17 protein-coding genes are annotated in these 23607 nt (G+C 73.9%); 8 read left to right on the top strand and 9 right to left on the bottom strand.

Annotation, left to right across the window (positions count from 1 at the left end; translation table 11 throughout):
- Positions 1 to 30: 30 nt before the first annotated feature.
- The 4 genes from ABD191_RS26815 to ABD191_RS26800 all read left to right on the top strand — a co-directional run bounded on the left by ABD191_RS26815 (position 31) and on the right by ABD191_RS26800 (position 6551).
- The gene (locus tag ABD191_RS26815; protein WP_344088028.1) at positions 31 to 2772 is read left to right on the top strand and encodes an AAA family ATPase; all 2742 of its coding nucleotides are present in this window, start codon (positions 31 to 33) and stop codon (positions 2770 to 2772) included.
- A gap of 172 nt (positions 2773 to 2944) precedes the next feature.
- On the top strand, positions 2945 to 5194 hold the full coding sequence (locus ABD191_RS26810) for a M4 family metallopeptidase (protein WP_344088025.1): 2250 nt from the start codon (positions 2945 to 2947) through the stop codon (positions 5192 to 5194).
- A 135-nt stretch (positions 5195 to 5329) separates the two neighbouring features.
- Complete coding sequence (locus ABD191_RS26805; protein ID WP_344088022.1) at positions 5330 to 6160, top strand: hypothetical protein; 831 nt, start codon at positions 5330 to 5332, stop codon at positions 6158 to 6160.
- Positions 6161 to 6203: 43 nt separating this feature from the next.
- Entirely contained in the window at positions 6204 to 6551 is a 348-nt protein-coding gene (locus tag ABD191_RS26800; protein ID WP_344088019.1) for a PadR family transcriptional regulator, read from the top strand.
- Here ABD191_RS26800 and ABD191_RS26795 read toward each other — a convergent pair.
- The 9 genes from ABD191_RS26795 to ABD191_RS26755 all read right to left on the bottom strand — a co-directional run bounded on the left by ABD191_RS26795 (position 6538) and on the right by ABD191_RS26755 (position 17592).
- Entirely contained in the window at positions 6538 to 7218 is a 681-nt protein-coding gene (locus ABD191_RS26795) for a permease prefix domain 1-containing protein (RefSeq protein ID WP_344088017.1), read from the bottom strand. The genes ABD191_RS26800 and ABD191_RS26795 overlap by 14 nt on opposite strands.
- A 33-nt stretch (positions 7219 to 7251) precedes the next feature.
- A complete protein-coding gene (gene cydC, locus ABD191_RS26790; RefSeq protein ID WP_344088015.1) occupies positions 7252 to 9036 on the bottom strand; it encodes a thiol reductant ABC exporter subunit CydC in 1785 nt (594 codons plus the stop codon).
- Positions 9033 to 10640, bottom strand: a complete 1608-nt coding sequence (cydD, locus tag ABD191_RS26785) for a thiol reductant ABC exporter subunit CydD (protein WP_344088044.1) — start codon at positions 10638 to 10640, stop codon at positions 9033 to 9035. The genes cydC and cydD overlap by 4 nt, the downstream gene beginning before the upstream one ends.
- Positions 10641 to 10743: 103 nt before the next feature.
- Positions 10744 to 11808, bottom strand: a complete 1065-nt coding sequence (locus tag ABD191_RS26780) for a LacI family DNA-binding transcriptional regulator (RefSeq protein WP_344088012.1) — start codon at positions 11806 to 11808, stop codon at positions 10744 to 10746.
- 58 nt (positions 11809 to 11866) lie between these two features.
- Positions 11867 to 13315, bottom strand: a complete 1449-nt coding sequence (locus tag ABD191_RS26775; protein ID WP_344088041.1) for a GH1 family beta-glucosidase — start codon at positions 13313 to 13315, stop codon at positions 11867 to 11869.
- 41 nt (positions 13316 to 13356) lie between these two features.
- Positions 13357 to 14202, bottom strand: a complete 846-nt coding sequence (locus ABD191_RS26770) for a carbohydrate ABC transporter permease (RefSeq protein WP_344088009.1) — start codon at positions 14200 to 14202, stop codon at positions 13357 to 13359.
- A 9-nt stretch (positions 14203 to 14211) separates the two neighbouring features.
- Positions 14212 to 15177, bottom strand: a complete 966-nt coding sequence (locus tag ABD191_RS26765) for a carbohydrate ABC transporter permease (protein WP_344088006.1) — start codon at positions 15175 to 15177, stop codon at positions 14212 to 14214.
- A 115-nt stretch (positions 15178 to 15292) separates the two neighbouring features.
- Positions 15293 to 16585 carry an ABC transporter substrate-binding protein gene (locus ABD191_RS26760; RefSeq protein WP_344088003.1) on the bottom strand — a complete coding sequence of 431 codons (1293 nt, stop codon included), beginning with the start codon at positions 16583 to 16585 and terminating at the stop codon, positions 15293 to 15295.
- 467 nt (positions 16586 to 17052) lie between these two features.
- Positions 17053 to 17592, bottom strand: coding sequence for a plasmid pRiA4b ORF-3 family protein (locus tag ABD191_RS26755; RefSeq protein WP_344088001.1), 540 nt, complete (start codon positions 17590 to 17592; stop codon positions 17053 to 17055).
- Positions 17593 to 17781: 189 nt separating this feature from the next.
- Here ABD191_RS26755 and ABD191_RS26750 point away from each other — a divergent pair, with 189 nt between their 5' ends.
- The 4 genes from ABD191_RS26750 to ABD191_RS26735 all read left to right on the top strand — a co-directional run.
- Entirely contained in the window at positions 17782 to 18525 is a 744-nt protein-coding gene (locus ABD191_RS26750; protein WP_344087998.1) for a pyrimidine reductase family protein, read from the top strand.
- A 151-nt stretch (positions 18526 to 18676) separates the two neighbouring features.
- Entirely contained in the window at positions 18677 to 20476 is a 1800-nt protein-coding gene (locus tag ABD191_RS26745) for an ATP-binding protein (RefSeq protein WP_344087995.1), read from the top strand.
- A gap of 14 nt (positions 20477 to 20490) precedes the next feature.
- The gene (locus tag ABD191_RS26740; protein ID WP_344087992.1) at positions 20491 to 21657 is read left to right on the top strand and encodes an exonuclease SbcCD subunit D; all 1167 of its coding nucleotides are present in this window, start codon (positions 20491 to 20493) and stop codon (positions 21655 to 21657) included.
- Positions 21657 to 23607: AAA family ATPase (locus ABD191_RS26735; RefSeq protein ID WP_344087989.1), on the top strand; the 1951-nt coding region annotated here is incomplete at its 3' end. The genes ABD191_RS26740 and ABD191_RS26735, both read left to right, overlap by 1 nt.

Here is a 23607-nt window from a genome sequence, read left to right as displayed (position 1 = left end):
GTTTGCGTGCGATCCGGTAGCGGATCGCTTGTGACCTGGGGGATCGCACTGGCGACCGACGACCCTGCCCACCGACCGGCCCGGTTGGCCGGCCGCACCGACGTCCTCCTCGCGATCGAGGCGAGGCTCGGCTCAGGTGGCGGCGTGGTCCTGACCGGACCGAGCGGCATCGGCAAGACCGCCATCCTCGACGCCGTGGCCGACGCGGCCCACGAACGCGGCGAACTGGTCCTGCGGGTCGCCGGCGCGCCGACGGAACGCTGGGTGCCCTTCTCCGCCCTGGCCGACCTGCTGGCGCAGCTGCCCCACGCGACCCTGCCCGAGCCGCTGCGCGACCTCGCGGCCGCCGGCGCCGACCCGCCCGACCTGCGGCTGCGCCAGGCCTGGCACGAGCTGCTCGGCGCGTACGGCCGGCGCGGCAACGTCCTGCTGCTCATCGACGACGCGCAGTGGATCGACGCCGCGAGCGCGCAGGTCATCGGCTACTCCGCGCGGCGCACCAGCAACCCGCGCATCCGGGCAGTGGTCGCGCAGCGATGGCCGGAGTCGGCCGGCGAGCGGGCCGCGCCGCCGCACCCGCGCGCGGGCAACCTCACCCCGCCGCCCGTGACCGAGCTGACCGTCCCGCCGCTGCGCGCCGACGACCTGGCCGAGCTGCTCGCCGCGCACGGCCTGCCGTACCGGGCCGCCGGGCGCCTCTACGCCGACAGCGGCGGCAACCCCTACCTGGCGCTTGCGCTGGCGGGCGCGTTCGTCGACCGGGGTGGCGCCTGGCGGCCCGCGCCGCTGCCCGAGCGGGTACGCGCGCTGCTGCGCGAGCGCATCTACGGGCTGCCGCTGGGCGTACGGGACACGCTGCTGGTGGCCTCCCTCGCCACCCGGCCGACCGTGGCACAGCTGCGGCTGGCCGGCCGGCGCGACGCCGAACGCGACATCCGGCTCGCCGCCCAGGCGGGTCTCGTCACGATGGACGGTGGGCTCGTGCGGTTCACGCCGTCCGTGGTCGCCACCGTGGTCGCCGACACGGCGAGCCTGCACCGGCGGGCCGGCATCCACCACCGGCTGGCGAGCGTGGCCACCGACCCGGTGGAGGCGACCCGGCACCGGGCGCTGGCCGGGGACTTTCCGGACGCCGACGCGGCCCGCTCCCTGGTCGCCGCCGCCGAGGCCGCGCTGGCCCGGGGCGCGCGCGGGCTCGTCGCCGACCTGTACCTGCTGGCCGCCGACCGTACTCCCCCGGAGCTGCACCGCCAGCGCCTGGACTGGCTCGTGGCCGCCGCCGAGGCGGCCGCCGCCACCAGCCGCCCCGAGCTGGCCGCCCGGGCCGCCGACGCGCTGCTCGCCGACGCGGACGCGCCGCGCGGGCACCGGGTCCGGGCCCGGATGGCCGTCATCGACCTCGCCGGGCAGGCGCTGTCGGCCATGGACGAGACGTTCGCGGCCGCGCTCGCCGACGCGGGCGACGACCCGGCGCTGCTCGCCCCGCTGCGGCTGCGGCTGGCCTGGCAGGCCATGGTGGAGGGCGCCCGGGAGCGCGGCGCCGGCGAGGCCGCCGAGGCGATCACGCTGGCCGAGCGGGCCGGCGACACCGCCACGGCGGCCATGGCCGGCGCCGTACTCGCCCAGATGGAACGCGTGCTCGGCCGCCCCCAGTACGCGGACACGCTCAAGCGGGCACTCGCCCTGCCGGACCCGCCGATCACCGGCTGGCTGCACCTCACCCCCCGGTACGTGGCCGCGCGCTTCGCCTTCTTCGACGACGAGCTCGAGGCCGCGCGCGCCGAACTGCTGCGCATGCTCACGGTCGTGGAGCCCGGCGGCGGCGAGGAGCTGTTCGAGGTGCTGCGCAGCCTCGCCGACGTCACCACGCGGGCGGGCCGCTGCCGCGAGGCGCTCGACTTCGCCCACCGCGCCGAGGCCGTCGCCGAGGACTGCGGCCTGAGCCCCGGCCCGTCGTGGTACACGGTCGCCATGGCCGAGCTGGCCGGCGGCAGCCTCACCCGGGCGCTGGCCTACGCCCGGCGCGGCGTGCGCGCGTCCGAGGAGGAGCACGACGCCATCTATCTCACCCGCAACCTGCACGCCGTCGGGCAGGCCCGGCTGCGCACGGGCGACGTGCGCGGCGCGGCGGCGGCGCTGCGGCGGCTGCGCGACCTGCAGCACGCCCAGCGCATCAGCGACCCGTCCGTGGTGCGCTGGCACGACGACTTCGTCACCGCGCTCGCCTCGCTGGGCGCCCACGAGGAGGCCGCCGCCGCGCTCACGGCCGCGCGCGCGGCCGCCGACCGGCTCGGCCGCGGCGCCGGCACCCGGGCCCGGCACGGCCGGGCCGCCGCCGACCTGCTCGCCGAACGCGGCGAGCACGACCGGGCCGTCGGGCTGCTGCAGGACACGGCCGCGCGCTTCACCGAGCTGGGACAGCCCATCGAGTACGGGCACAGCCTGCTGATCGCCGCGCAGGTGGAGCGGCGCCGGCGCCGGTACGCGTCCGCGCGGTCCCTGGCGGAGCGGGCGCTGGCCACGTTCACGGCCGTGGGCGCCACCCCGTGGATCGCGCAGGCGACCCGGGCGGCCGCACCCGACCCGGCCGAGCTGACCGCCACGGAGGCGCGCATCGCCGCGCTGGTCCGCGCGGGCGCGAGCAACCGGGAGATCGCCGCGCAGCTGTTCCTCAGCATCAAGACGGTCGAGGCCACCCTGACCCGGGTCTACCGCAAGCTCGGCGTGCGCTCGCGCACGCAGCTGTCCAGCCGCCTCGTACAGGGTCTGTGACGCTCGGCAATCATCAAGGGTTTTCCCTGTTTCGCTGGATGGGACGCAAACCTAACCTCTGACCTCAAGTCGGTCGAGGTACACCCGCGACCGCCGGACGGCCGCGCACCCCCGAGCGGCCCCCACCCCGGAACATGCCCGCCCCGACCGGGGCGGGCGGGAGGAGCAGAGCGTGACACGACACACTGTCCTACCCGCCGCGCTGGCGCTGCTCGCCAGCGCCTTCGTGGCGGTCGCCGCGGCGGCCGCCACGGCGGCGCCCCGCGCCGCGCAGGCGGTACCCGGCCCGCTGGCCGCGCCGGGCATCGACCGCGCCGGCGACCCGGCCGCCGCGGCGGCCGTCGCGCACCTCGCGCGGGCCGCCGGAGCCAAGGCCGTGCACCGCGGCGCCGGCGACACCCTGATCCGCAAGGGCGTCACGGTCGGCGGCAACGGTGCCCACTTCATCAGCTACGCCCGCACGTACGAGGGCCTGCCGGTCATCGGCGGCGACGCGGTCGTGGTCACGGACGCGGCCGGCACGGTCACCTCGACCGCGGCCGCGCAGACCGAGGCCATCGCGGTCGGCACCACCCCGAAGGTGTCCGCGGCCACCGCGGCCGCCGTGGCCCGCAAGCGGCTCGCCACGGTCGCCAGCGCGGGCGCGCCCACCCTGTCCGTCCTCGCCTGGGGCACCCCCGCCCTCGTGTGGGAGACCGTCGTCGAGGGCACCGCGGCCAACGGCCGGCCCAGCAAGCTGCACGTGTATGTCGACGCGCTCACCGGCAAGGTCCGCGACTCGTACGACGAGGTGCGCGAGGGCACCGGCAACGGTTACTACTACGGCTCGGTCAGCATCACCACCTCGGGCTCCGGCTCGTCGTACTCGATGACGGACACGACGCGGCCGGGCATGCGCTGCGGCGGGCAGAACGGCTCGGCCTACACCGGCACGGACGACGCGTGGGGCAACGGCAGCGGCACCAACCTGGAGACCGCCTGCGTCGACGCCCTGTACACGGCGCAGAAGGAATGGGACATGCTCTCGGCGTGGCTGGGCCGCACCGGCTTCACCTCGTCCGGCGGCGGCGTGCCGATCCGCGTGGGCCTCAACGACGTCAACGCGTACTGGAACGGCAGCTACGTCAACTTCGGCCACAACCAGGCCAACACCGGGCAGGCCACCTCGGCCGACGTGGTGGGCCACGAGCTCGGCCACGCGATCTTCCAGTACACGCCCGGCGGGGCGGGCAGCTCCAACGAGAACGGCGGCCTCAACGAGGCGACCGGCGACATCTTCGGCGCGCTGACCGAGGCGTACATCAACTCGCCGCTCGACCCGCCGGACTACCAGGTCGGTGAGGAGATCAACCTCGTCGGCTCCGGCCCGATCCGCTACATGTACCAGCCGTCGCTGGCCGGCGACCCCAACTGCTACTCGTCGTCCATCCCGACCACGGAGGTGCACGCGGCGGCCGGCCCGCTCAACCACTGGTTCTACCTGCTGGCCGAGGGCAGCGCGCCCGGCGGCGGCAAGCCGAACAGCCCGACCTGCAACAGCTCCTCGGTCACCGGCATCGGCCTGCAGACGGCCGGCAAGATCTACTACAACGCGATGCTCGCGAAGACGTCGACCTGGCGCTACATCAACGTCCGGGTGGCCACCCTCAACGCGGCCAAGACGCTCTACCCGGGCAGCTGCACCCAGTTCAACGCCGTGCTCGCCGCGTGGAACGCGGTCAGCGTGCCGGCCCAGTCCGGTGAGCCGACCTGCAGCACCGCCACGAACGACTTCTCGGTCGCCGTGTCGCCGACCTCGGGCAGCGTCACGGCCGGCTCGTCGGCCACCACGACCGTGTCCACGGCGACCACGGCCGGCTCGGCGCAGTCGGTCACCCTCACCGCCGCCGGCCTGCCGACCGGCGCGACCGCGACGTTCAGCCCGTCGTCGGTCACGTCCGGCGGGTCGGCCACGCTGACGATCGCGACCTCGTCGAGTACGCCCAACGGCACCTACCCGATCACGGTCAGCGGCACGGGAGCGGTGACCCGCTCGGCCACCTACACGCTCACGGTCACCGGCGGTACGGGCGGCAGCTGCGCCGGCACCAACGGCACGGACGTGTCCATCCCGGACGCGGGCAGCGTGGTCTACAGCGACATCACGATCAGCGGCTGCGGGCGGGCACCGTCGGCCTCGTCCACTGTGGCCGTCAACATCGTCCACACCTACCGGGGTGACCTCGTCGTCGACCTGATCGCGCCGGACGGCTCCGCGTACCGGTTGAAGAACTCCTCCGGCACGGACAGCGCGGACAACGTCAACACCACGTACACGGTGAACGTCTCCGGCGAGACGGCCAACGGCACGTGGCGCCTGCGGGTACAGGACGTGTACTCGCAGGACACCGGCTACATCAACACATGGACACTGACCCTCTGAGTTCCCCACCGCGCAGGCGGGGCCGGCCCACCGGGGCCGGCCCCGCCGTCGTCATCGCGACAGCACGCCCGCGCCGGGGACATCGACGCGTACGCTCTCGAACCGCCGCTTTCCCATCCTTCCCGGAGGCCCCGCATGGCTCTCGTCCGGCGACCCGTCAGCGTCGGTCGCGCGAGCGTCCCGGTCCACGCGCCGTACGCCACCGTCCCGCCGCCGGCCGCTGCCCCGGCGCCCGCCCGCACGGGCGCGCCAGCCGGCGCCCCGGGCGCCGTCTACGGCGGGGCGGGTGGGTGGGACGACGACCGCGACAGCACCAACCACATGCCGGTCGTCGGCGCCCCCGCGTCGCCCGGCCTGCCGCCCCTGGCCGCCGGCGCGCCCATGTTCGGGGCGAGTCCGCCGTACGACCCGAACACCGCGGCCGCGCCCACCCTGCCGGCACACCCGCTCGCCGTGCTCGGTGCGTTCGGCGCGGCGATCATCGGCGGCCTGACCGCCATGGGCATCGGCGAGGCGTCCACGATCACCCCGTTCCGGGTCGAGGACCAGGTCTCCGCGTTCGGCGCGCTGATCGTCTTCGCCGCCGCCGTGGAGCGGGTGCTGGAGCCGGTGACCCGCTGGATGCCGGGCCGCAAGCCACAGGAGCGCTACGAGCGGGCACTGGCCGACATGGACAACGGCGTGCCGGGCGCCACCCAGATCGCGGCCGTGGCGAAGGCCGCCTGCGAGCGGGCGCGCGCCTCGCGGGGCGTGCTCATGTGGGGCATCGCCACCGCGCTGTCGACCGTCCTGTCCGCGTCGGCGGGCTTCTACCTGCTGCGTACCCTCAACGCCAACCCCGACTGGAACGGCGTGCCGGCGTGGATCGACGCGATCGTGACCGGCCTCATCGTGGGCAGCGGCACCAAGCCCCTGCACGACCTCATCACCAAGGTCCAGAACCCCAAGGAGGGTAAAGGGTCCTGAACCGGGGTGGCATCGCGGCGCGCGATCAGTAGACTCGCTACACGTGAAGTCCGACGCGCTCCGCGGCCATCTCGACGCGCTCCTGCTCGCTGTGCTCGAATCCGGCCCGCAACACGGCTACGCCATCATCGAGGCGTTGCAGGAGCGCTCCGGCGGGGCGCTGGCCCTGCCCACCGGCACGGTCTATCCCGCCCTTCGCCGCCTCGAACGTGCCGGCCACGTGGCCGGCACGTGGAGTACGGTCGGCGGCCGGGAGCGGCGCACCTACCAGCTGACCGACGCCGGCCGCCGCATGCTGGCCGACGAGCGTTCGGCGTGGCGCGACTTCACCACCACGATCGGCGCCGTGCTCGGCGCTCCCGCGCCCGGGCGCGGCGTCAGCCCGGCGTAGGCTCCGCGACCAGCTCCGGCCGGGCCGCGCGCAGACACCGCCACGCGCACCGGGCCGCGAACCCGTACCCCAGCCACATGGCGACGGCCACGCCGAGCGCCGGGGGCCAGGCGAACGCCGCGGGCGCCCGCACGGCCACGGACGCCATGACCAGAACGCCCGCCAGCCCGTGCACGGCGAGGAAGACCAGCGTGCTCCGCCCCACGAGCCGGGTCAGCCGGACGGGGTCGCCCAGCCGCCGCCCCGCCGGCCCGTACGCCAGCAGGATCGCCCCCGCGCCGAGCGCCCCGGCGACCGCGAGCGTGTCGAAGGCGCCGACGAGCGAGGCCACCCACGCGACGTCGCCGCCGCTCCACACGAGCGGCGCGACCAGCCGCAACGCCACCAGGGCGGCCGCCAGGATCAACGCGGTGCTCCGCCCCTGGGCCGCGGCCAGCTCCACCTGATAGGCCGGCGCCACGGCGGCGTACCCACCGAACTCGTCGATCGCCCGCCGGCGCGCCGCAGCGGGGTCGAGCCCGCCCGCCTCGTGCGCCTCGGCCGCGTCCGTGAGCCCGTCGCGCGCCTCCGCGAGCAGTTCGGCCTTCAGCCGCGCCGGCCCCACCAGCCGTCGCCCCAACCCGGCGACGTAGTCGTCGATGGCCCCGTGCCCGTCGGTCCTGCGCACCCTTCGAGCGTGACACACGGCGCGGGGCGATGCTCACCCGGTGGTGGCGTGTGCTCGGTAACCCTCGGCGGAGGCGACCTGCGCCGCCCACTCCCGGGCGTACCACCCCTGCTGGGCGAGCAGGCCCGCGTGGTCGCCGCGTTCGAGGACGCGCCCGGCGTCGAGCACCACGATCTCGTCCGCGTCGGCCACGACCGCCAACTGGTGCGCGGCCACCACCACGGCCGCGCGGGGCACGGCCGCGAGGACCGCGCGGAGCACCTCGGCCGCCGCGGCCGGGTCCAGCCCTTCGGTCGGTTCATCCAGCAGGAGTACGGGCGGGGGCACCGCGAGCGCGCGGGCCAGCAGGAGGCGCTGGCGCTCCCCTCCCGACAACTGCCCGCCGTCCTCGCCGACCACCCGGTCCAGGGCATCCGCCCAGCCGGGCAGCCCCGCGGTGCGCAGCGCGGCCCGCGCCGCGTCGTCGTCGACCCCGGGCCGGCCGAGGCTGACGTTCTCCCCCACGCTCGCGTGAAAGACGTGCGCGTCCGCCATGACGCCGCTCACCTGCCGCCACGCGGTCTCCGGGTCGGGTGCCGCCCCGGCCACGCCGACCGAGCCCGCCTCGGGCACGACCGTCCCGGCGATCACGGCGAGCACGGTCGACTTGCCCGACCCGCTGGGCCCGACGAGGGCCACCCGCCGCCCGGGCCCGACGTCCAGATCGATGCCGTCCAGCGCCGGCGCCCGATCGTCGGCATAACGCGCCCGCACCCCCCGCAGCCGCACATCGACGGGCGGCGCGGGCGTTCCCGCCACGACCGCCGGCGCTGGCGCGCCGGTCGCGCGCGCGGGGACGGCGGGCGCGGCGGTCGGCGGCGCGAGGACCGCGAGGACGCGGTCGAGGGCGCCGCGCAGGTGGGCGTAGCGGGTGGCCGCGTCGGGCAGCACGCCGGCCGCCTCGACCTTGCCGAGAGCGAGCAGGATGACGACGGCCGCGTACGCGCCGGAGGTTTCGCCCGCCGCCACGGCCGGCGCCGCGACCAGGGCCACCCCGGCGGCGGTCAGGCCCGGCACCACGGCGGCGACCCCGCCGACCGCGGCCGCGACGCGGCCCGCGCGCCGCTCCACCGCGGCCACCCGGTCGGCCTCCGCGGCCGCCACGGCGACGGCGGCGGCGACCGCCCCGGTCGCGATGAGATCGGCGGCCCCGTGGGACACGTCGACGGCCGCGCCCACCACCGCGGCCCGCGCGGAGGCGAGCCCGTCCGCCGCCCGGCGCGCGGCGCCGAACGCCGCCACCGGCAGCAGCACACCGACGACGATCAGCCCCACCGCCAGGGGCAGCACGGCGGCCGGCAGGACCGCGCCGGTGACGGCGAGCGTCACCCCGCCGGCCAGCACGGTCACCCCGGCCGGCAGCAGGCACCGCAGCAGCACGTCCTGCACGCTGTCCACGTCCTCGACGAGCCGCGCCAACCGGTCGCCCTCGTCCGGGGAGGTGTCCGGTTCGCGCGCCGGGCGGGCCATGGCGGCGAAGACCGCCGTGCGGACATCCGCCAGCACCCGCAGGGCGGCGTCGTGGCTGACCAGCCGGTCCAGGTAACGGCCCAGCCCGCGGGCGATCGCGAAGGTGCGCACGCCGACGATCGCGACCGTCAGCGCGGAGATCGGCGGCTGGTCGGCGGCCGTGACCAGCAGCCAGGTGGCGCAGCCGAGCAGGGCCAGGCCGGTGAGCTCCGTACCGGCCGCGACCACGCCGGCCACGGCGAGCCGGGCGAGCCGCCGCCCGCCGCCGAGCCGCCGGATCTCGCGCAGCAGCGCACCCGCGCCCGTCACGCCGTCACCTCGCGGACCGTACCGTCGCGCACCAGCAGGACGCGGTCGGCCAGGGGCAGCATCGCCGGCCGGTGGGCCACGAACACGGCCGTACGCCCGGCGAGCAGCCGGGGTGTCGCCTCGATCACGGCCGCCTCGCTGCCACCGTCGAGCCGGGCCGTCGGCTCGTCGAGCAGGAGCAGGTCGGCGTCGCGCAGGAACGCCCGCGCCACCCCGAGCCGCTGGCGTTGCCCGCTGGACAGGCCCACCCCGCGCTCGCCCAGGTCGGTGGCGTACCCGCGCGGCAGCGCCGCGACGAACCCGGACGCGTCGGCGGCGGCCGCGGCCGCGCGTACGGCGTCGTCGGGCGCGTCCGGCAGGCCGAGCCGGATGTTGTCGGCGACGCTCGCCGCGAACAGGTAGGGCCGCTGCGGCACCCACGCGATGCGCTCACGCCAGGCCGCGAGGTCGACGTCCGCCAGGTCGGTCGAGCCGACCAGGACGCGACCGGAGGCCGGCGTCAGGAAGCCGAGCAGCGCGTGCAGCAGGGTGCTCTTGCCCCCGCCGCTGGGGCCGATCAGCGCGATCCGCTCCCCCGGCGCTATCTCGACGGTGACGTCGCGCAGAACGCGCTGTCCCCCGTACTCGAAGGTGGTGTTGTCGAAGACGATGCGCGACGCGCGCGGCCTGGCGGCCACCCCACCGGATCGCGCGGGCGCGCTCGGCCCGGCCTCGCGGACGGCGAAGATTTCGCGCAGCGCCGCGAGGCCCTCCTGACTGGCGTGGAACTGGGCGCCGGCCGCCCGCAGCGGCGCGAACGCCTCCGGTGTGAGCAACAGCACCAGCAGCGCGACCGGCAGCGTGATCCCGCCGTCGAGCAGGGTGACCCCCACGGGTACGGCGACGAGCGCCACCGACAGGGTGGCGAGCAGTTCGAGGACGAGCGCGGACAGGAAGGCCAGCCGCAGGGTGCGCATGGTGGCGTCACGGTGCTTGTCGGCCATCGCCCGCACGACCTCGACCTGGGCGGCGGCGCGACCGAACGCGCGCAGGGTGGTCATGCCGGTGAGCATGTCGAGGAAGTGGCCGCCGAGGCGGTGCAGCAGGCGCCACTGGCGGCGGGTGGCGCTCGCGGTGTGCCAGCCGACGAGCGCCGCGAAGATCGGTACGAGCGGCAGGGTCAGCGCGACCGTCAGCGCCGCCGTGCGGTCGGCCAGGGCGAGGCGGCCGAGCACGGCCACCGGTACGGTCACGGCCGTGACCAGCACCGGAAGATAACCGATGAGGTACGCGTCGAGCGCGTTGACGCCCGGGCCGGCGAGCGTGGCGAGTTCCCCGGCGCGCTGGCCGCGCAGCCACACCGGCCCCCGGTCCAGGGCCCGGGTCAGCAGGTCGGCGCGCAGGTGGGCCTTGAGGGTGGCGGCGGCCGAGGTGGCGGTCGCGCCGCGGGCGGCGACGAGCACGCCGCGGGCGGCGGCGAAGGCGACCGCGGTGGCGAGCGCGGCCGTGTCGAGCCGGCCCTGCGCGACCCCGGCGAGGACCCGGGCGAGGCTGTCGGCGAAACCGACCACGATGATCGCGGTCACGATGCCGAAGGCGCCGATCCCGGCGAGGTAGCGGCGCATGCCGGGGAGGCGGAGCAGGCGCGGGTCGACCGGGCCGGTGCCTACCGCGCCGACCTCGCTCACGCGCAGCCGCCCAACATGTTGTTAGGCTACCTGTCCCGGATCAGGACGATTCGCGGACCACCAGGTGCGTGTCGAGCACCACGAGCGGGCTCGGCACGTCGTCGCCGCGGATATGGGCGACCAGCAGGCGGGCCATCTCGCGGCCCATCGCCTCGACGGGCTGGTGCACGGTCGACAGGGCCGGCTCCGTCTGGCGGGCCACGAGCGAGTCCTCGAAGCCGACGACCGCGACGTCGTGGGGGACGCGCAGGCCCCGCTCCTTGATCACCCGCATGGCGCCGACCGCCATGAGGTCGGAGGCGGCGTACACCGCGTCGATGTCCGGGTGGCGGGCGAACAGCGCGCGCATCGCGGCCGCGCCGCTGGCCTCGGAGAAGTCGCCGTAGCCGACCATCGACTCCTCGACGGGCAGGCCGGACATGCGCAGGCCGCGCCGGAACCCGGCCAGCCGGGCCACACCCACGCCCATGTCCTGCGGGCCGGCGATCGCCGCGATCCGCCGGCGGCCGCGCGACAGCAGGTGCTCCACGGCGAGCTGCGCGCCACCCTCGTTGTCGGCGTCGACGCAGCTGAGGTGGGTGTCGCGTAGCTCGGCCTCACCGGCCAGCGCGGCCAGGCCGCTGGGCTGCCCGCCGAGGACGACCGGCAGCCCGCGCCGGGCGAGCAGCGCCGGCAGCGGGTCGTCACCGTGCAGCGACAGCAGCAGGACGCCGTCGACGTGCTGGGGCGTGAGGTGGTGCTCGACCCGGTCCTGCTCCGCCTTGGACTGGGCCATCGCGAGCCACAGCTGCAACGGCGTCTCGAAGAGCACCGAGCTGATGCCACGGATTATCCCGGCGAAGAACGGCTCCCCGAAGACCCGCTCCTCCGATTCGGACACGACCAACGCGACCGAGTCCGTGCGCTGGGTCACCAGGGCGCGGGCCGCGCGGTTGGGCACGTAGCCCAGCTCGTCGATGGCCTGTTCGACCGCCGCGCGCGCCGAAGCGGACACCTGCGGAGAGCCGTTGACCACGCGGGACACGGTGCCGCGGCCGACTCCGGCCCGGGCGGCGACCTGGTCCAGCGTCGGCCGGCCCGCCGACCTGGTGCGCTGCTGGCTCACGGTGTGTCCTCCGGTGTGTTGGCCGCCGACTCTGTGGCGCCGAAACTATTGTGCCCGGTTATCGGGTCGCTTCGGCACCCTGCGGGTCGGTGACGGCGTGGCGGGCGATCACGTCCGAGTACCAGTGGGCGCTCGCCTTGGGCGTGCGCACCTGGGTCTCGTAGTCGACGTGCACGATGCCGAACCGGCGCGTGTAGCCCCACGCCCACTCGTAGTTGTCCAGCAATGACCAGGCGAAGTAGCCGCGCAGCGGCACTCCCTCATCGATGGCGTCGAGGCAGGCCCGCAGGTGCGCGTCGAAGTACGCCACCCGGGGCTCGTCGTTGACGGCACCGTCGGGGTCGACAACGTCGTCGAAGGCCGCGCCGTTCTCCGTCACGTACAACGGAAGCTCAGGGTACTCCCGGTGGACACGTACCAGGGTCTCGGCGAGACCCGGCGCGTCGATCTCCCAGTCCATGGCGGTGACCGGGACACCGTCGCGCTTGACGAACTCGACACCTTCGCTGCCCGGCCACGGCGCCACCGCCCCGCCGCCGCGCCAGTCCACCGTGCCGTCGACCGGCTCGGGGGCCTTCACCACGTACCGGCTGTAGTAGTTGATGCCGAGCATCGACAGCGGCGTGGCCACGGTCGCGAGGTCGCCCTCGCGGACGTGACCGAAGTCCGACACCCCGGCCAGGTCGGCCACCACGTCCTGCGGGTACCGCCCGAGCAGCAGCGGGTCCAGGAAGAGGCGGTTGGCCAGGCCGTCGATGCGGCGGGCCGCCTCGACGTCGGCCGGGGAGTCCGTCGCGGGCGAGACGGCGTACAGGTTGACCGTGCAGCCGACCTGCGCGTCCGGCTCCTGCGCCCGGATGGCCTGACTGGCCAGTCCGTGGCCGAGCAGCAGGTGGTGGACGGCCGCGATGGCCGCCTCCGGCTCCTGCCGGCCCGGCGCGTGATGACCGTTGGCGTACCCGAGAAGCGACGAGCACCAGGGCTCGTTCAGGGTCGTCCAGTTGCTCACCCGGTCGCCGAGCACGCGGTGCACGAGGGCGGCGTACTCGGCGAACCGGGCGGCTGTGTCGCGGGCGGGCCAACCGCCCGCGTCCTCCAGAGGCTGGGGAAGGTCCCAGTGGTACAGGGTGACCCACGGCAGAATGCCGTTGTCCAGCAGCTCATCGACGAGCCGACGGTAGAAGTCCAGACCGGCCGGGTTGGCCGGGCCGGCACCGTCGGGCTGCACGCGCGACCACGAGATCGAGAACCGGTACGAGTTCAGCCCCAGCCGCGCCATTGTCGCGACGTCGTCGCGGTAGCGGTGGTAGTGGTCGGTCGCCACAGCCCCGCTGTGGCCGCCGACCACCCGACCGGGAGTGATGCTGAACGTGTCCCAGATGGAGGGCGTGCGGCCGCCTTCGGCCACCGCCCCCTCGATCTGGTAGGCGGCCGTCGCCGCGCCGAAGAGGAACCCTTCCGGGAAACGCCGCAGCCCGGTAGGGCTGGGCTCCCCGGCGGCGAGCAGCGCGGCGGTCTCCGGCTGGACGTCGATGGGCTGCGAGGTGGTCACGACTTGACCGCACCTTCCATGATGCCGCCGATGATCTGCTTGCCGAAGATGATGAACACGACGATCAGCGGCAGTGTCGCGACCGCGGTCGCGGCGAACACCTGGGCGTAGTCGGTGTAGTACGTCTGGGAGAGCAGTCGCAGCGACAACTGAACGGTCGGGGTGTCATCGGTGAGGATGACGAACGGCCAGACGAAATCGTTCCAGGTCTGCATGAAGGTCAGCAGGCCCAGCACGGCCGCGGCCGGCCGCAGGATCGGCAGCACAATGCTCCAGAAGATGCGGAACGTCGAGCAGCCGTCGACCCGGGCGGCCTCGATGAGCTCGTCGGAGACCGACTGGCTCGCGTACTGCCGCATCATGAACACGCCGAAGCCGGAGACGAGGAACGGCACGATGACGGCCCGCAGGTCGCCGCTCCAGCCGAACCACTTGACCATCATGATGTACAGCGGGATGACGCCCAGCTGGGTCGGCACCATCATCGTGCCGATGATCATCAGCAGCAGCGCGTTGCGGCCCCGGAACTTCAGCTTCGCGAACGCGAAGCCGGCCAGCGAGCCGAACAGCACGACACCCAGCGTCACCGCCGAGGACACGATGATCGAGTTGCCCAGGCCGATCATGAACGCGGCGTCTTCGTTGGCCAGTACCCGGCCGAAGTTGTCGCCGAAGTTGCCGCCCGGCAGGAGCGGCGGCGGGGTGTCGTGGATGTTGTCGTTTCGCTTGGTCGCGATGATGAACATGAAGTACAGCGGGAACACCGACAGCACGCCGGCGACGATCAGCGCGATGTAGGTGAGCGGGCTCGCCTGCCAGGCGCGTCGATTAGCGGTTCTCATCGGTGGGCCTCACTTGACCGACTTGCGGACGAACAGGAAGTTGACCATCGACGCGACCACGATCAACAGGAACATCGCCCACGCGATCGCCGAGCCGTAGCCGAACCGGGAGTTCTCGAACGCCTCGGAGTACATGTACATCGTCAGCGTCTGGAACTGGTGGGTCGTGCCGCCGTTGGTCCTGCCGTTGCCGAACAGCAGCGGCTCGACGAACAGCTGCAGGCCGCCGATCGTGGACACGATCACGATGAACAGGAACGTGGGGCGCAGCAACGGCAGCGTGATCTGCCAGAACTGGCGCCACTGGCTCGCGCCGTCGATCGCGGCCGACTCGTAGAGGTCGCGCGGGATGGCCTGCATGGCGGCGAGGAAGATCAGGGCGTTGTAGCCCGTCCAGCGCCAGTCGACCATGACGGAGATGGCGGTCCAGGACGACCACTCGTGCGCTCGCCAGTCGATGGCGTCCACGCCGAACAATCCGAGGAACCAGTTGATGGCGCCGAAGTCGCGGCTGAACAGCAGGCCGAAGACGATCGCGACGGCGGCGACCGAGGTCACGTTGGGGATGACGATCGCCATCCGCAGCGCGGTACGGCCCCGCAGGTTCCGGTTCAGCAGGGTCGCCAGGAACAGAGCGAGGAGGAGCTGCGGCACGGTCGAGAGCAGGAAGATGCCGATCGTGTTCTTCATCGTCTGCCAGAACTGCGCGTCGGCGAAGAGGTCCGTGTAGTTCTGGAACCCCACCCACTCGTGGGTTCCCCCGAGGGTCCAGTTGTGCAGCGAAACCCACGCCGTGTAGATCAGCGGGTAGAGGCCGAAGATCCCGAACAGGAGGAAGAACGGCGCGATGTAGAGGTACGGCGAGAACTTGAGATCGAAACGCGTCAATCCACCGGAGCTGCCGCGCGATTGCCGCGGCCGGGGCCGGTGCGGGGGCACGGCGTGCTGGGGCGCCGCGCTCGTGGAGAGGCTCATTGGAGTGGTGGTCCTTCCCTGACCCGGCCAGATTCCGGGGTGAGGCGGGGGTGACCGGGCTCAGTGGCGCCCGGGCGGGTGTGCCCGGGCGCCACTGAGACACCGTGTGCCTTAACTACTTGGCCTGCTTCTCCGCCTCGGCCAGAGCCGTCGTCCACGCCTTGTCCGGCGCGACCTTGCCCTGCTCGATGCTCTGGAGGGCCGGCTCGAACGCGCGCTCCTTGATGGCGGCGTGCTTCGGGCCGAGGTACACCGGCTGCAGCGTCTTCGCGCCGGCGCCGAAGATGGCACCCACCGGAGCGTCGCTGAAGTAGGGGTTCTTGTAGGCCTGGAAGTCAGGGTTGTCCAGCGCCTTCAGGTTCGACGGCAGCGGGCCCTTGGCCTTGAACGCAGCGACCTGGCTGTCGGCGTTGGTCAGGAAGGCAGCCAGCTCAGCGGCCTCCTTGGGGTTCTTGCTCTGGGTCGGAACCGAGAGCCACGAGCCACCCCAGTTGCCGCCGCCACCCGGAACCGCGGCGACGTCCCACTTGCCCTTGTTGTCCGGGCCCGAGTTGGTCTCGATGATGCCGAGCATCCAGGACGGGCACGCGACGACCGCGAAGGTGTCCTTCTTGAAGCCGGCCGACCAGTCGTCCGACCAGGTCGCGGTCTTCGAGGAGATCTCGATCATCTGCACGGCCTTGTCCCAGGCGCCCTTGACGGACTGGCTGGTGCCGGCCACGACGTTGTTCTGGCGGTCGTAGAACAGCGGCTCGCCCAGCTGGGTCATGATCGCGGAGAACTCGGTGGTGACCGAGTCGATCAGGGCCTTGCCGGTCTTGGCCTTGTAGTCCTTGCCAACCTCGATGAACTTGTCCCAGGTCGGCCAGAGCTTGCTGACCTCGTCCCGGTCGGTCGGCAGACCGGCCTTCTTGAACAGGTCGTTGCGGTAGCACATCGCCAGGCCGCCGACGTCGGTCGGGAGGCCGAGCAGCTTGCTGCCGTCAGCGGTCTTGCCGGCGTCGTACTTCCACGACAGGTAGTCGGCGCTGAGGTCACCAACGTACTGCTTCAGGTCCACCCAGTTGTCGGGCTGGGCCTTGAACTCGTTGATGATGCCCTCTTCGAGAGCGACGACGTCGCCCGCACCGGTGCCGGCGGCGAGGTACTTCACCAGCGCCGGCTTGTAGTCGTCGAGCTTCGTGGTCTTGCGCTGCTCGATCGTGATGTTCGGGTGCGACGCCATGTAGGTCTTGATCAGCTCGTCGTAGCCGAACTCACCGAACGAGTCGACAACGAGCTTGATCTTGCCGTCGGCGGTCGTCCCGCCGCTTTCATCCTTCTTGCTACAGGCCGCGGCGCTAAGAGCGACCGCCGCAACCAGAGCGACCGCGGCGGCTTTCCGCGTGCGGCGCTGGGTGACGCTCATCCCGAACCCCTCTCAGGTCGTGATGTTGTGGTGGGGGATGGTGGCGCACACACACTCCCGGTCACCCAGGTGGACCCTGAGCTGCCGGGAGATCGTGTCGCCACACCAGTTTTTGTCGCGACTGTGGCGCAAGCCACATCTCGACGGGAGCGCTCCCATGAGGTTGCCGGCCCGTGACGGGGATGTCAACTGCTTCATGGGAGCGTTCCCAAGTTGTTACCGACCAGGAGGTCGACAACGGGGTAAAACCGCTGGTCACGAGCTTGGCTCGGTAGTCTGTTCGGTCGTGGGAACGCTCCCACTAAGGTGAAAAACAAACTATTTTGACCCCGAAAAAACGACATAACGGCACGCCTTTGCCGGGCCCGCCCGAACGGTGTGCCGAATCGTACTCGGGGCCTTCGATTTTGTCGCGGCCCGCGCGGCACCGAACCGCACTTCACCGGGTACGGGCGCCCGCCCGCTGGTCACGCCAGGCGGCGCAGCAGGGTCGTCGCCAGCCGGGGGTCGAAAGTCTCAACGGCGGCGCCGAAGCGTTCCCGGATGGCCGCGTGTTCCGGGTGTCCCGCGTCGCCGAGCGCGGCCACGACCTCCGCGTAGCCGAACACGCCCCCCACGTCCTCGGGCGGGCAGGCGCCCGACCCGTCCAGGCACACCGGATAACGCTCGTCCGGGTCCGCGGCCAGCACGTCCTCCACCTCGACGGTGTGCTCCCACCAGTCGCCGTAGTCATAGGTGTAACGCAGCCGGGTGCCCCGCGCCGTGACGGCGTCGAGGCGGACCTCCATCTCGTCAACGAGATCCAGATCGTCGTCGGGGTCGGGCTCGCCGTAGGCGGTGCCGGCGATGTCGAACGAGTGCAGGTGGTAGTTCTGCCAGCCCATCGCGTACTGGATGACCCGGTGGACCCGGTCGAGCGTGTACGCGCCCGGCACCTGCACCAGCCGCCACACCGGCGGCGCGACCCCGTCCAGCGAGATCCGCAACTGATAGATCCTCCGCCCCACGGCAGTCATTCTTGACTGGCCGGCGGGCGACTCGCACGCTGAACACATGATCTGTGCCGCGTGTCGGGCGCAGCGCCACGACCGGTGCAAGGGCGGGACCTGGTGCGACTGCCAGCACCGCGCGCCCGAACCCACCCCGCCGGCGACGGGCCGCCCGGGCGAGTAGGCGCGGCCGGGGGACAATGGGCCGTGCGCCTGATCTTCCCCGCCCCCGCCTCCGCCGACGACCTCGACGACGACGCGCTCGTGGCCCGCTACGCCCCGGACCGCTCACGGCAGACGGTCCGGGTGAACTTCGCGGCCAGCCTGGACGGCGCCGTGGAGGTCGGCGGGTTCTCGGAGCCCCTGTCCGGCCCGGCCGACAAGCGCGTGTTCAAGATCCTGCGACAGCACTGCGACGCCCTGCTCGTCGGGGCCGGCACAGTGCGCAACGAGGGCTATCACGCGGTGACCCTCGACCCGGCCCGCCGCGCGTGGCGCGAGGCCCACGGGCTGGCCCCCTACCCCGTACCGGCCATCGTGTCGGCGTCGCTGGCGCTCGACCCGCGGGCCGACATCCTCGCCCGCGCCCCCGTGCGGCCGATCGTGTTCACCCACGACGGCGCCCCGGCCGACCGGCGGGCCGCGCTGGCCGACGTCGCCGACGTGGTGTCCTGCGGCGTCGCGACGGTCGACCTGGGGGTCGCGCTGGCGCAGCTGCGCTCGAGGGGCCTGCCGCACGTGCTGTCGGAGGGCGGCCCGCACCTGTTCGGCGGGCTCGTCGCCGCCGACCTCGTGGACGAGCTGTGCCTGACGTACTCGCCGCAGCTGGCCGGTGCCGGCGCCGAGCGCATCGTGGCCGGCCCGGTGCCCGCCGCGCCGCTGGGCATGCGCCTGGTGCACGCCCTCTTCGCGGAGGACTCCCTGATCACGATGTACGCGCGGGCCCGCTGAGCGGCGTCCGTCCACAACCGGCTGTGGATAACGTGGCGCGCCGCCGGGCCAATGGGACGCATGTTCGGTATCGTCGCGCCCGCGGCGATGTCATACCGGTAGGTGACCATGACCGCCGGGAGCGGCGGGCGAGGTCCGGGAGAGGAGTGACATGGGCGAGCTGGCTCCGCCTGACGCGCACGGCCCGGTGGTGGGCCGGGTGCTCGGCACGGCCGACGCGACCCCGCTGCAGTACTGGGTGGCCGTGGCCCCGGGGGCGTACCTGCAGCTCGACGACGTGGTCGTGACCACCCGGGAGCTGCCGCCCACCGGCGGGGAGCAGCCCGGTCCGGTGGCCATCGCCGGGGTGGTGACCCAGGTGCGGGCCCGGCACGAGGGCGCGGTGTTCGACTCGGACGTGTTCGCCATCGCCGACGGCACGCTGCCCGCCCAGGTGCAGGAGGCCGCCGAGATCACCACCACCCGGGTGGACCCGGAGGTGTACGTGCCGCCGCAGCCGGGCGCCGTGGTGCGCCGGGCCGAGGGCGCCACCCGCGCGGCAGCCCTGTACTTCGACCGGATGGAACGCACGGTCCCGATCGGGCTGGGCCGCGACGGCGCGCCCGTGTTCCTCAACGCCGACTTCCTCGACGGCAGCCGCGGCGCGCACGTGTCCATCTCCGGCATCTCCGGCGTGGCCACCAAGACGAGCTTCGCGACCTGGCTGCTCTACTCCGTGTTCCGTTCGGGGGTACTGGGCGGGGCCGGCGAGACGGCCAACACGCGGGCGCTCATCTTCAACGTCAAGGGCGAGGACCTGCTCTTCCTCGACCACCCCAACACCCGGCTGGACGCGGCGACCGAGAAGGCGTATTCGCGCCTCGGCCTCGACGCCGGGCCGTTCCCGGACGTGCGGGTGTTCGCCCCGCCCCGGCCCGGCGACCTGACCGGCTCCCCCGACGTGGCCAGCCGCCTGACCGGCGTCGACTCGTTCTACTGGACCGTGGCGGACTTCTGCGCCGACCGGCTGCTGCCGTACGTGTTCGCCGACGCTGACGACGACCGCCAGCAGTACACGATGGTGGTCCACTCCGTGACGGCGTACCTGCACCGCCACGCCCAGCCCGCCGACGGCGGCGTGGTGCTCGACGGCAAGCGGGTCAACTCCTACAGCGACCTGGTCGACCTCATCTCCGAGCGGCTGGCCGACGACGAGACGCGCGGCGAGTGGGCCGGCACGGCCGTGGGCCTGGGCACGGTCAACGCGTTCCTGCGGCGGCTCGTCGCCAGCGCGAAGGACCTGTCCCGGCTGGTGCGCGGCGACCTGCGCGGCAGCGCCCCGCACGAGATCAACACGGCGGAGAGCGCCCAGGTCACCGTGGTCGACCTGCACAACCTGCCCGACCGCGCGCAGCGCTTCGTGGTCGGCGTGACGCTGCGCTCGGAGTTCGAGCGCAAGGAGAAGGCCGGCACGGCCCGGCCCCTGCTGTTCGTCGTGCTCGACGAGCTCAACAAGTACGCCCCCCGCGAGGGCACCTCGCCGATCAAGGAGGTGCTGCTCGACATCGCCGAGCGCGGCCGCTCGCTCGGCGTGGTGCTCATCGGCGCGCAGCAGACGGCCAGCGAGGTGGAGCGGCGCATCGTGGCCAACTCCGCCATCCGGGTGGTCGGCCGGCTCGACCCGGCCGAGGCGTCCCGCCCGGAGTACGGGTTCCTGCCGCCCGCGCAGCGGGCCCGGGCGCTCATCGCCAAGCCGGGCACGATGTTCGTCGCCCAGCCGGAGCTGCCGGTGCCGCTGGTGGTGGAGTTCCCGTTCCCGGCCTGGGCGACCCGGCCGGCCGAGGCGGGTGCCGCGCCGAGCGCCACGCTGCGCTCGCTGGTGCAGTCGAGCGACCCGTTCGCGGTGGTGGGCGCCGGCAGCCGGGCGGCGCCGCCCGGTGGGTCGCTGCCCGACGACGACATCCCGTTCTGAGAGGGGAGGCGCCCGTGAAGATCCTGCACACCTCCGACTGGCACGTCGGCAAGGTCCTCAAGGGACAGTCGCGCGCCGACGAGCAGGTCGCCGTCCTCGCGGACATTGTCAAGATCGCTGAGAGCGAACGGCCCGACCTGGTGATCGTCGCGGGCGACCTGTTCGACACGGCCACCCCGGCGGCCGAGTCGAAGAAGCTCGTCGTGCGGGCCCTGTCCGCGCTGCGCCGGCACGCCGACGCCGTGGTCGTCATCGCCGGCAACCACGACCACGCCGCCGAGATCGACGCGTTGCGCCCGTGGGCCGACGGTGCCGGGGTCACCCTGCGCGGCTCCGTCGGGCCGGCCGCCGACCACCTGGTCACCGGCACGACCCGGGCCGGCGAGCCGTGGCGGCTCGCCGCGCTCCCCTTCGTCTCCCAGCGGTACGCCGTGCGCGCCTCGGAGATGTTCGAGCTCAGCGCCGCCGACGCGTCGGCCACCTACGCCGATCACGTGGCCCGGCTCATCGGCGCGCTCACGGAGTCGTTCGCCGACGGTACGGCCACGGTCAACCTGGTCACCGGCCACCTGACAGTCGTCGGCGCGAAGCTCGGCGGCGGCGAGCGCGACGCGCACACCATCGAGGCGTACGCCGTGCCGTCGACCGTGTTCCCGGCCGCCACCCACTATGTGGCGCTGGGCCACCTGCACCGCCGCCAGCAGGTGCTCGCCCCCTGCCCGACGCACTACTGCGGCAGTCCGCTCGCGGTCGACTTCGGCGAGGAGGACAACCAGCCCGGCGTCAACGTCGTCGAGGTGACCGCCCGCACGGCCGCGAAGGTGCGGGCGGTGCCGGTGAGCGCCGCGACGCCGCTGCGGACCGTGCGCGGCACCCTGGCCGAGCTGTCGGCCATGACCGTGCCGGAGGACGCGTGGTTGCGTGTCTACGTCAGGGAGGCGCCGCGCGCCGGCCTGCGCGAGGACGTGCAGCAGCTGCTCCCCCGCGCGCTGGAGGTGCGCATCGACCCGCTGGTGCTGCCCGAACTCGACCCGTCACGCACGGTCGAGACGCGGGCCGGGCGCTCGCCGCGCGACCTGTTCGCGGACTACCTGACGGCCAAGGGCATCGCCGACCCGGCCGTCGGTGACCTGTTCAACCGGTTGTACGACGAGGTGAGCACGGCGGGAGGAGCGCACTAGTGCGGCCGTTGCGACTGGACCTGCACGGGTTCACGGTGTTCCGCGAACCCACCACGGTCGACCTGACCGACGCGGACTACTTCGCGCTGGTCGGGCCCACCGGTTCCGGCAAGTCGACCGTCCTGGACGCGATCTGCTTCGCGCTCTACGGCACGGTGCCCCGGTGGGGTGACCGGCGGCGCATCGAGAACGCCCTCGCCCCGTCGGCCACGGAGGCACGGGTGCGGCTGGTGTTCGAGTCGGGCGGGGCGCGGTTCGTGGCCACCCGGGTGGTGCGCCGCGACGGCAAGGGCAGCGTGTCGACCAGCCACGCGGGCCTGGAACAGCTGCCGCCCGGCTTCGACACCCGCACGTTCGACAGCGCCCCCGCCGAGCGGCAGACCGAGCTCGGCACCGTGCTGGCCGGCACGCCCAGCGAGATGGAACAGGCCGTTCTCGCGGCGGTCGGCCTGCCGTACGAGCAGTTCACCAGCTGCGTGGTGCTGCCGCAGGGCCAGTTCGCGCGGTTCCTGCACGCCAAGCGCGCCGAACGGCAGGAGATCCTGATCAACCTGCTCGGCCTGCAGGTCTACGACGACGTGCGCGAGCTGGCCAAGCGCGACCAGCAGCGGGCCGAGGCCGCCGCCGCGGCGGCGCGCGGGCTGCTCGCCGACCTCGGCGACGCCGACGACGAGGCCCTCGCGGCCGCCGAGGCCTCGGTCACCGCGATGCGCCGCCTCGCCGACGAGGTGGACGCCCAGCTGCCGGCGCTGACCCAGGCGTTGGACGCCGTCGGCGCCGCCGGGAAGGCCCTGACCGCGCTCGACGAGGAGATCGCCGAGCTGCGCGCCGTGCGCTCCCCGGCCGGCGCCGCGACCTCCGCGGCCACGCTCGCCGAGGCCCGGCTGGCCGCCGCCGACGCGGCCCGGGCGGTCACCGCCGCCGAGGAGCACGAGGAGAAACTGCGCGCCGTGCTGACCGGCGCGGGCGACCGGGCCCAGGTGCAGCGGCTCGTCGACGCGTACGGGCGGCGGGCCGCCGCGGCCGCCCAGGTCGCGCAGGTCGACGAGCTGCTCACCACGGCGCGCGCCGAGCCCGACGCGGCCGCCGAGGACCTCGCCGCCGCCCGGCGCGCCGCCGAGGCGGCCACCGCCGCCGTCGCCGAGGCCCAGCGTGGCGTGGAGACCGCGCAGACCGCCGACCGGGCCGCGTCCCTGCGGCCCCACCTGGTGGCCGGCGAGCCGTGCCCGGTCTGCACCCAGACCGTGGTCACGATCCCGGCGATGCCGGAGGCGCCCGCGCTGCGGGCCGCCCGGGCGGCGCACGAGCAGGCGCAGCGCCAGGCCGACGCGCTCACCGGCCGCGCCCAACAACAGGACAAGGCGGTACGCGCGCTGGAGCGCGACCTGGACCGCGCCTCGGCCCGCCACGAGCAGCTCACGGCCACCCTCGACGCGGTCAACGCCGAGCTGGCCGACGCCCCGCCCGAGGCCACCCTGCGGGCCACCCTCGACACGATCGCCGGCCTGGAGCGCCAGCTCGCGGGCGCCGCGACGACCCTGCGCAGCGCGCGGCTCACCGCCCGGGCCACGGCCGGCGAGGCGGCCACGGCCGAGCAGCGGCTGCAGGCCGCCTGGCGCGCCTTCGACGAGGTGCGCGACGGGCTGGCCACGTTCGGGCCCCCGGCGCCCGACCGTACCGACCTCGCCGTGAGCTGGCAGGCCCTCACCGACTGGGCCGCGAAGCAGGTCGCCGACCGGGCCGCCGAACGCGACCGGGCCGCCGAGGCCGTCGAGTCCGCCGACCGCGACGTCGACGAGGCCCACGGCCGCATCGTGGTGCTCTTCGCCGAGGCGGGCGTCGACCTGCCGCCGGCTGCCGCGCGACGGCCCGCCGGCACCGGGACAGGCGGCGGGACGGGGCTCGGCGGCGGGACGGGCCCCGGGGGCGCGGGCCGGCGCCCGGGCGGCG

This window comes from Luedemannella helvata (assembly GCF_039528415.1).
GTDB lineage: Bacteria > Actinomycetota > Actinomycetes > Mycobacteriales > Micromonosporaceae > Luedemannella > Luedemannella helvata.
This window is presented reverse-complemented; position numbering and strand designations above follow the sequence as displayed.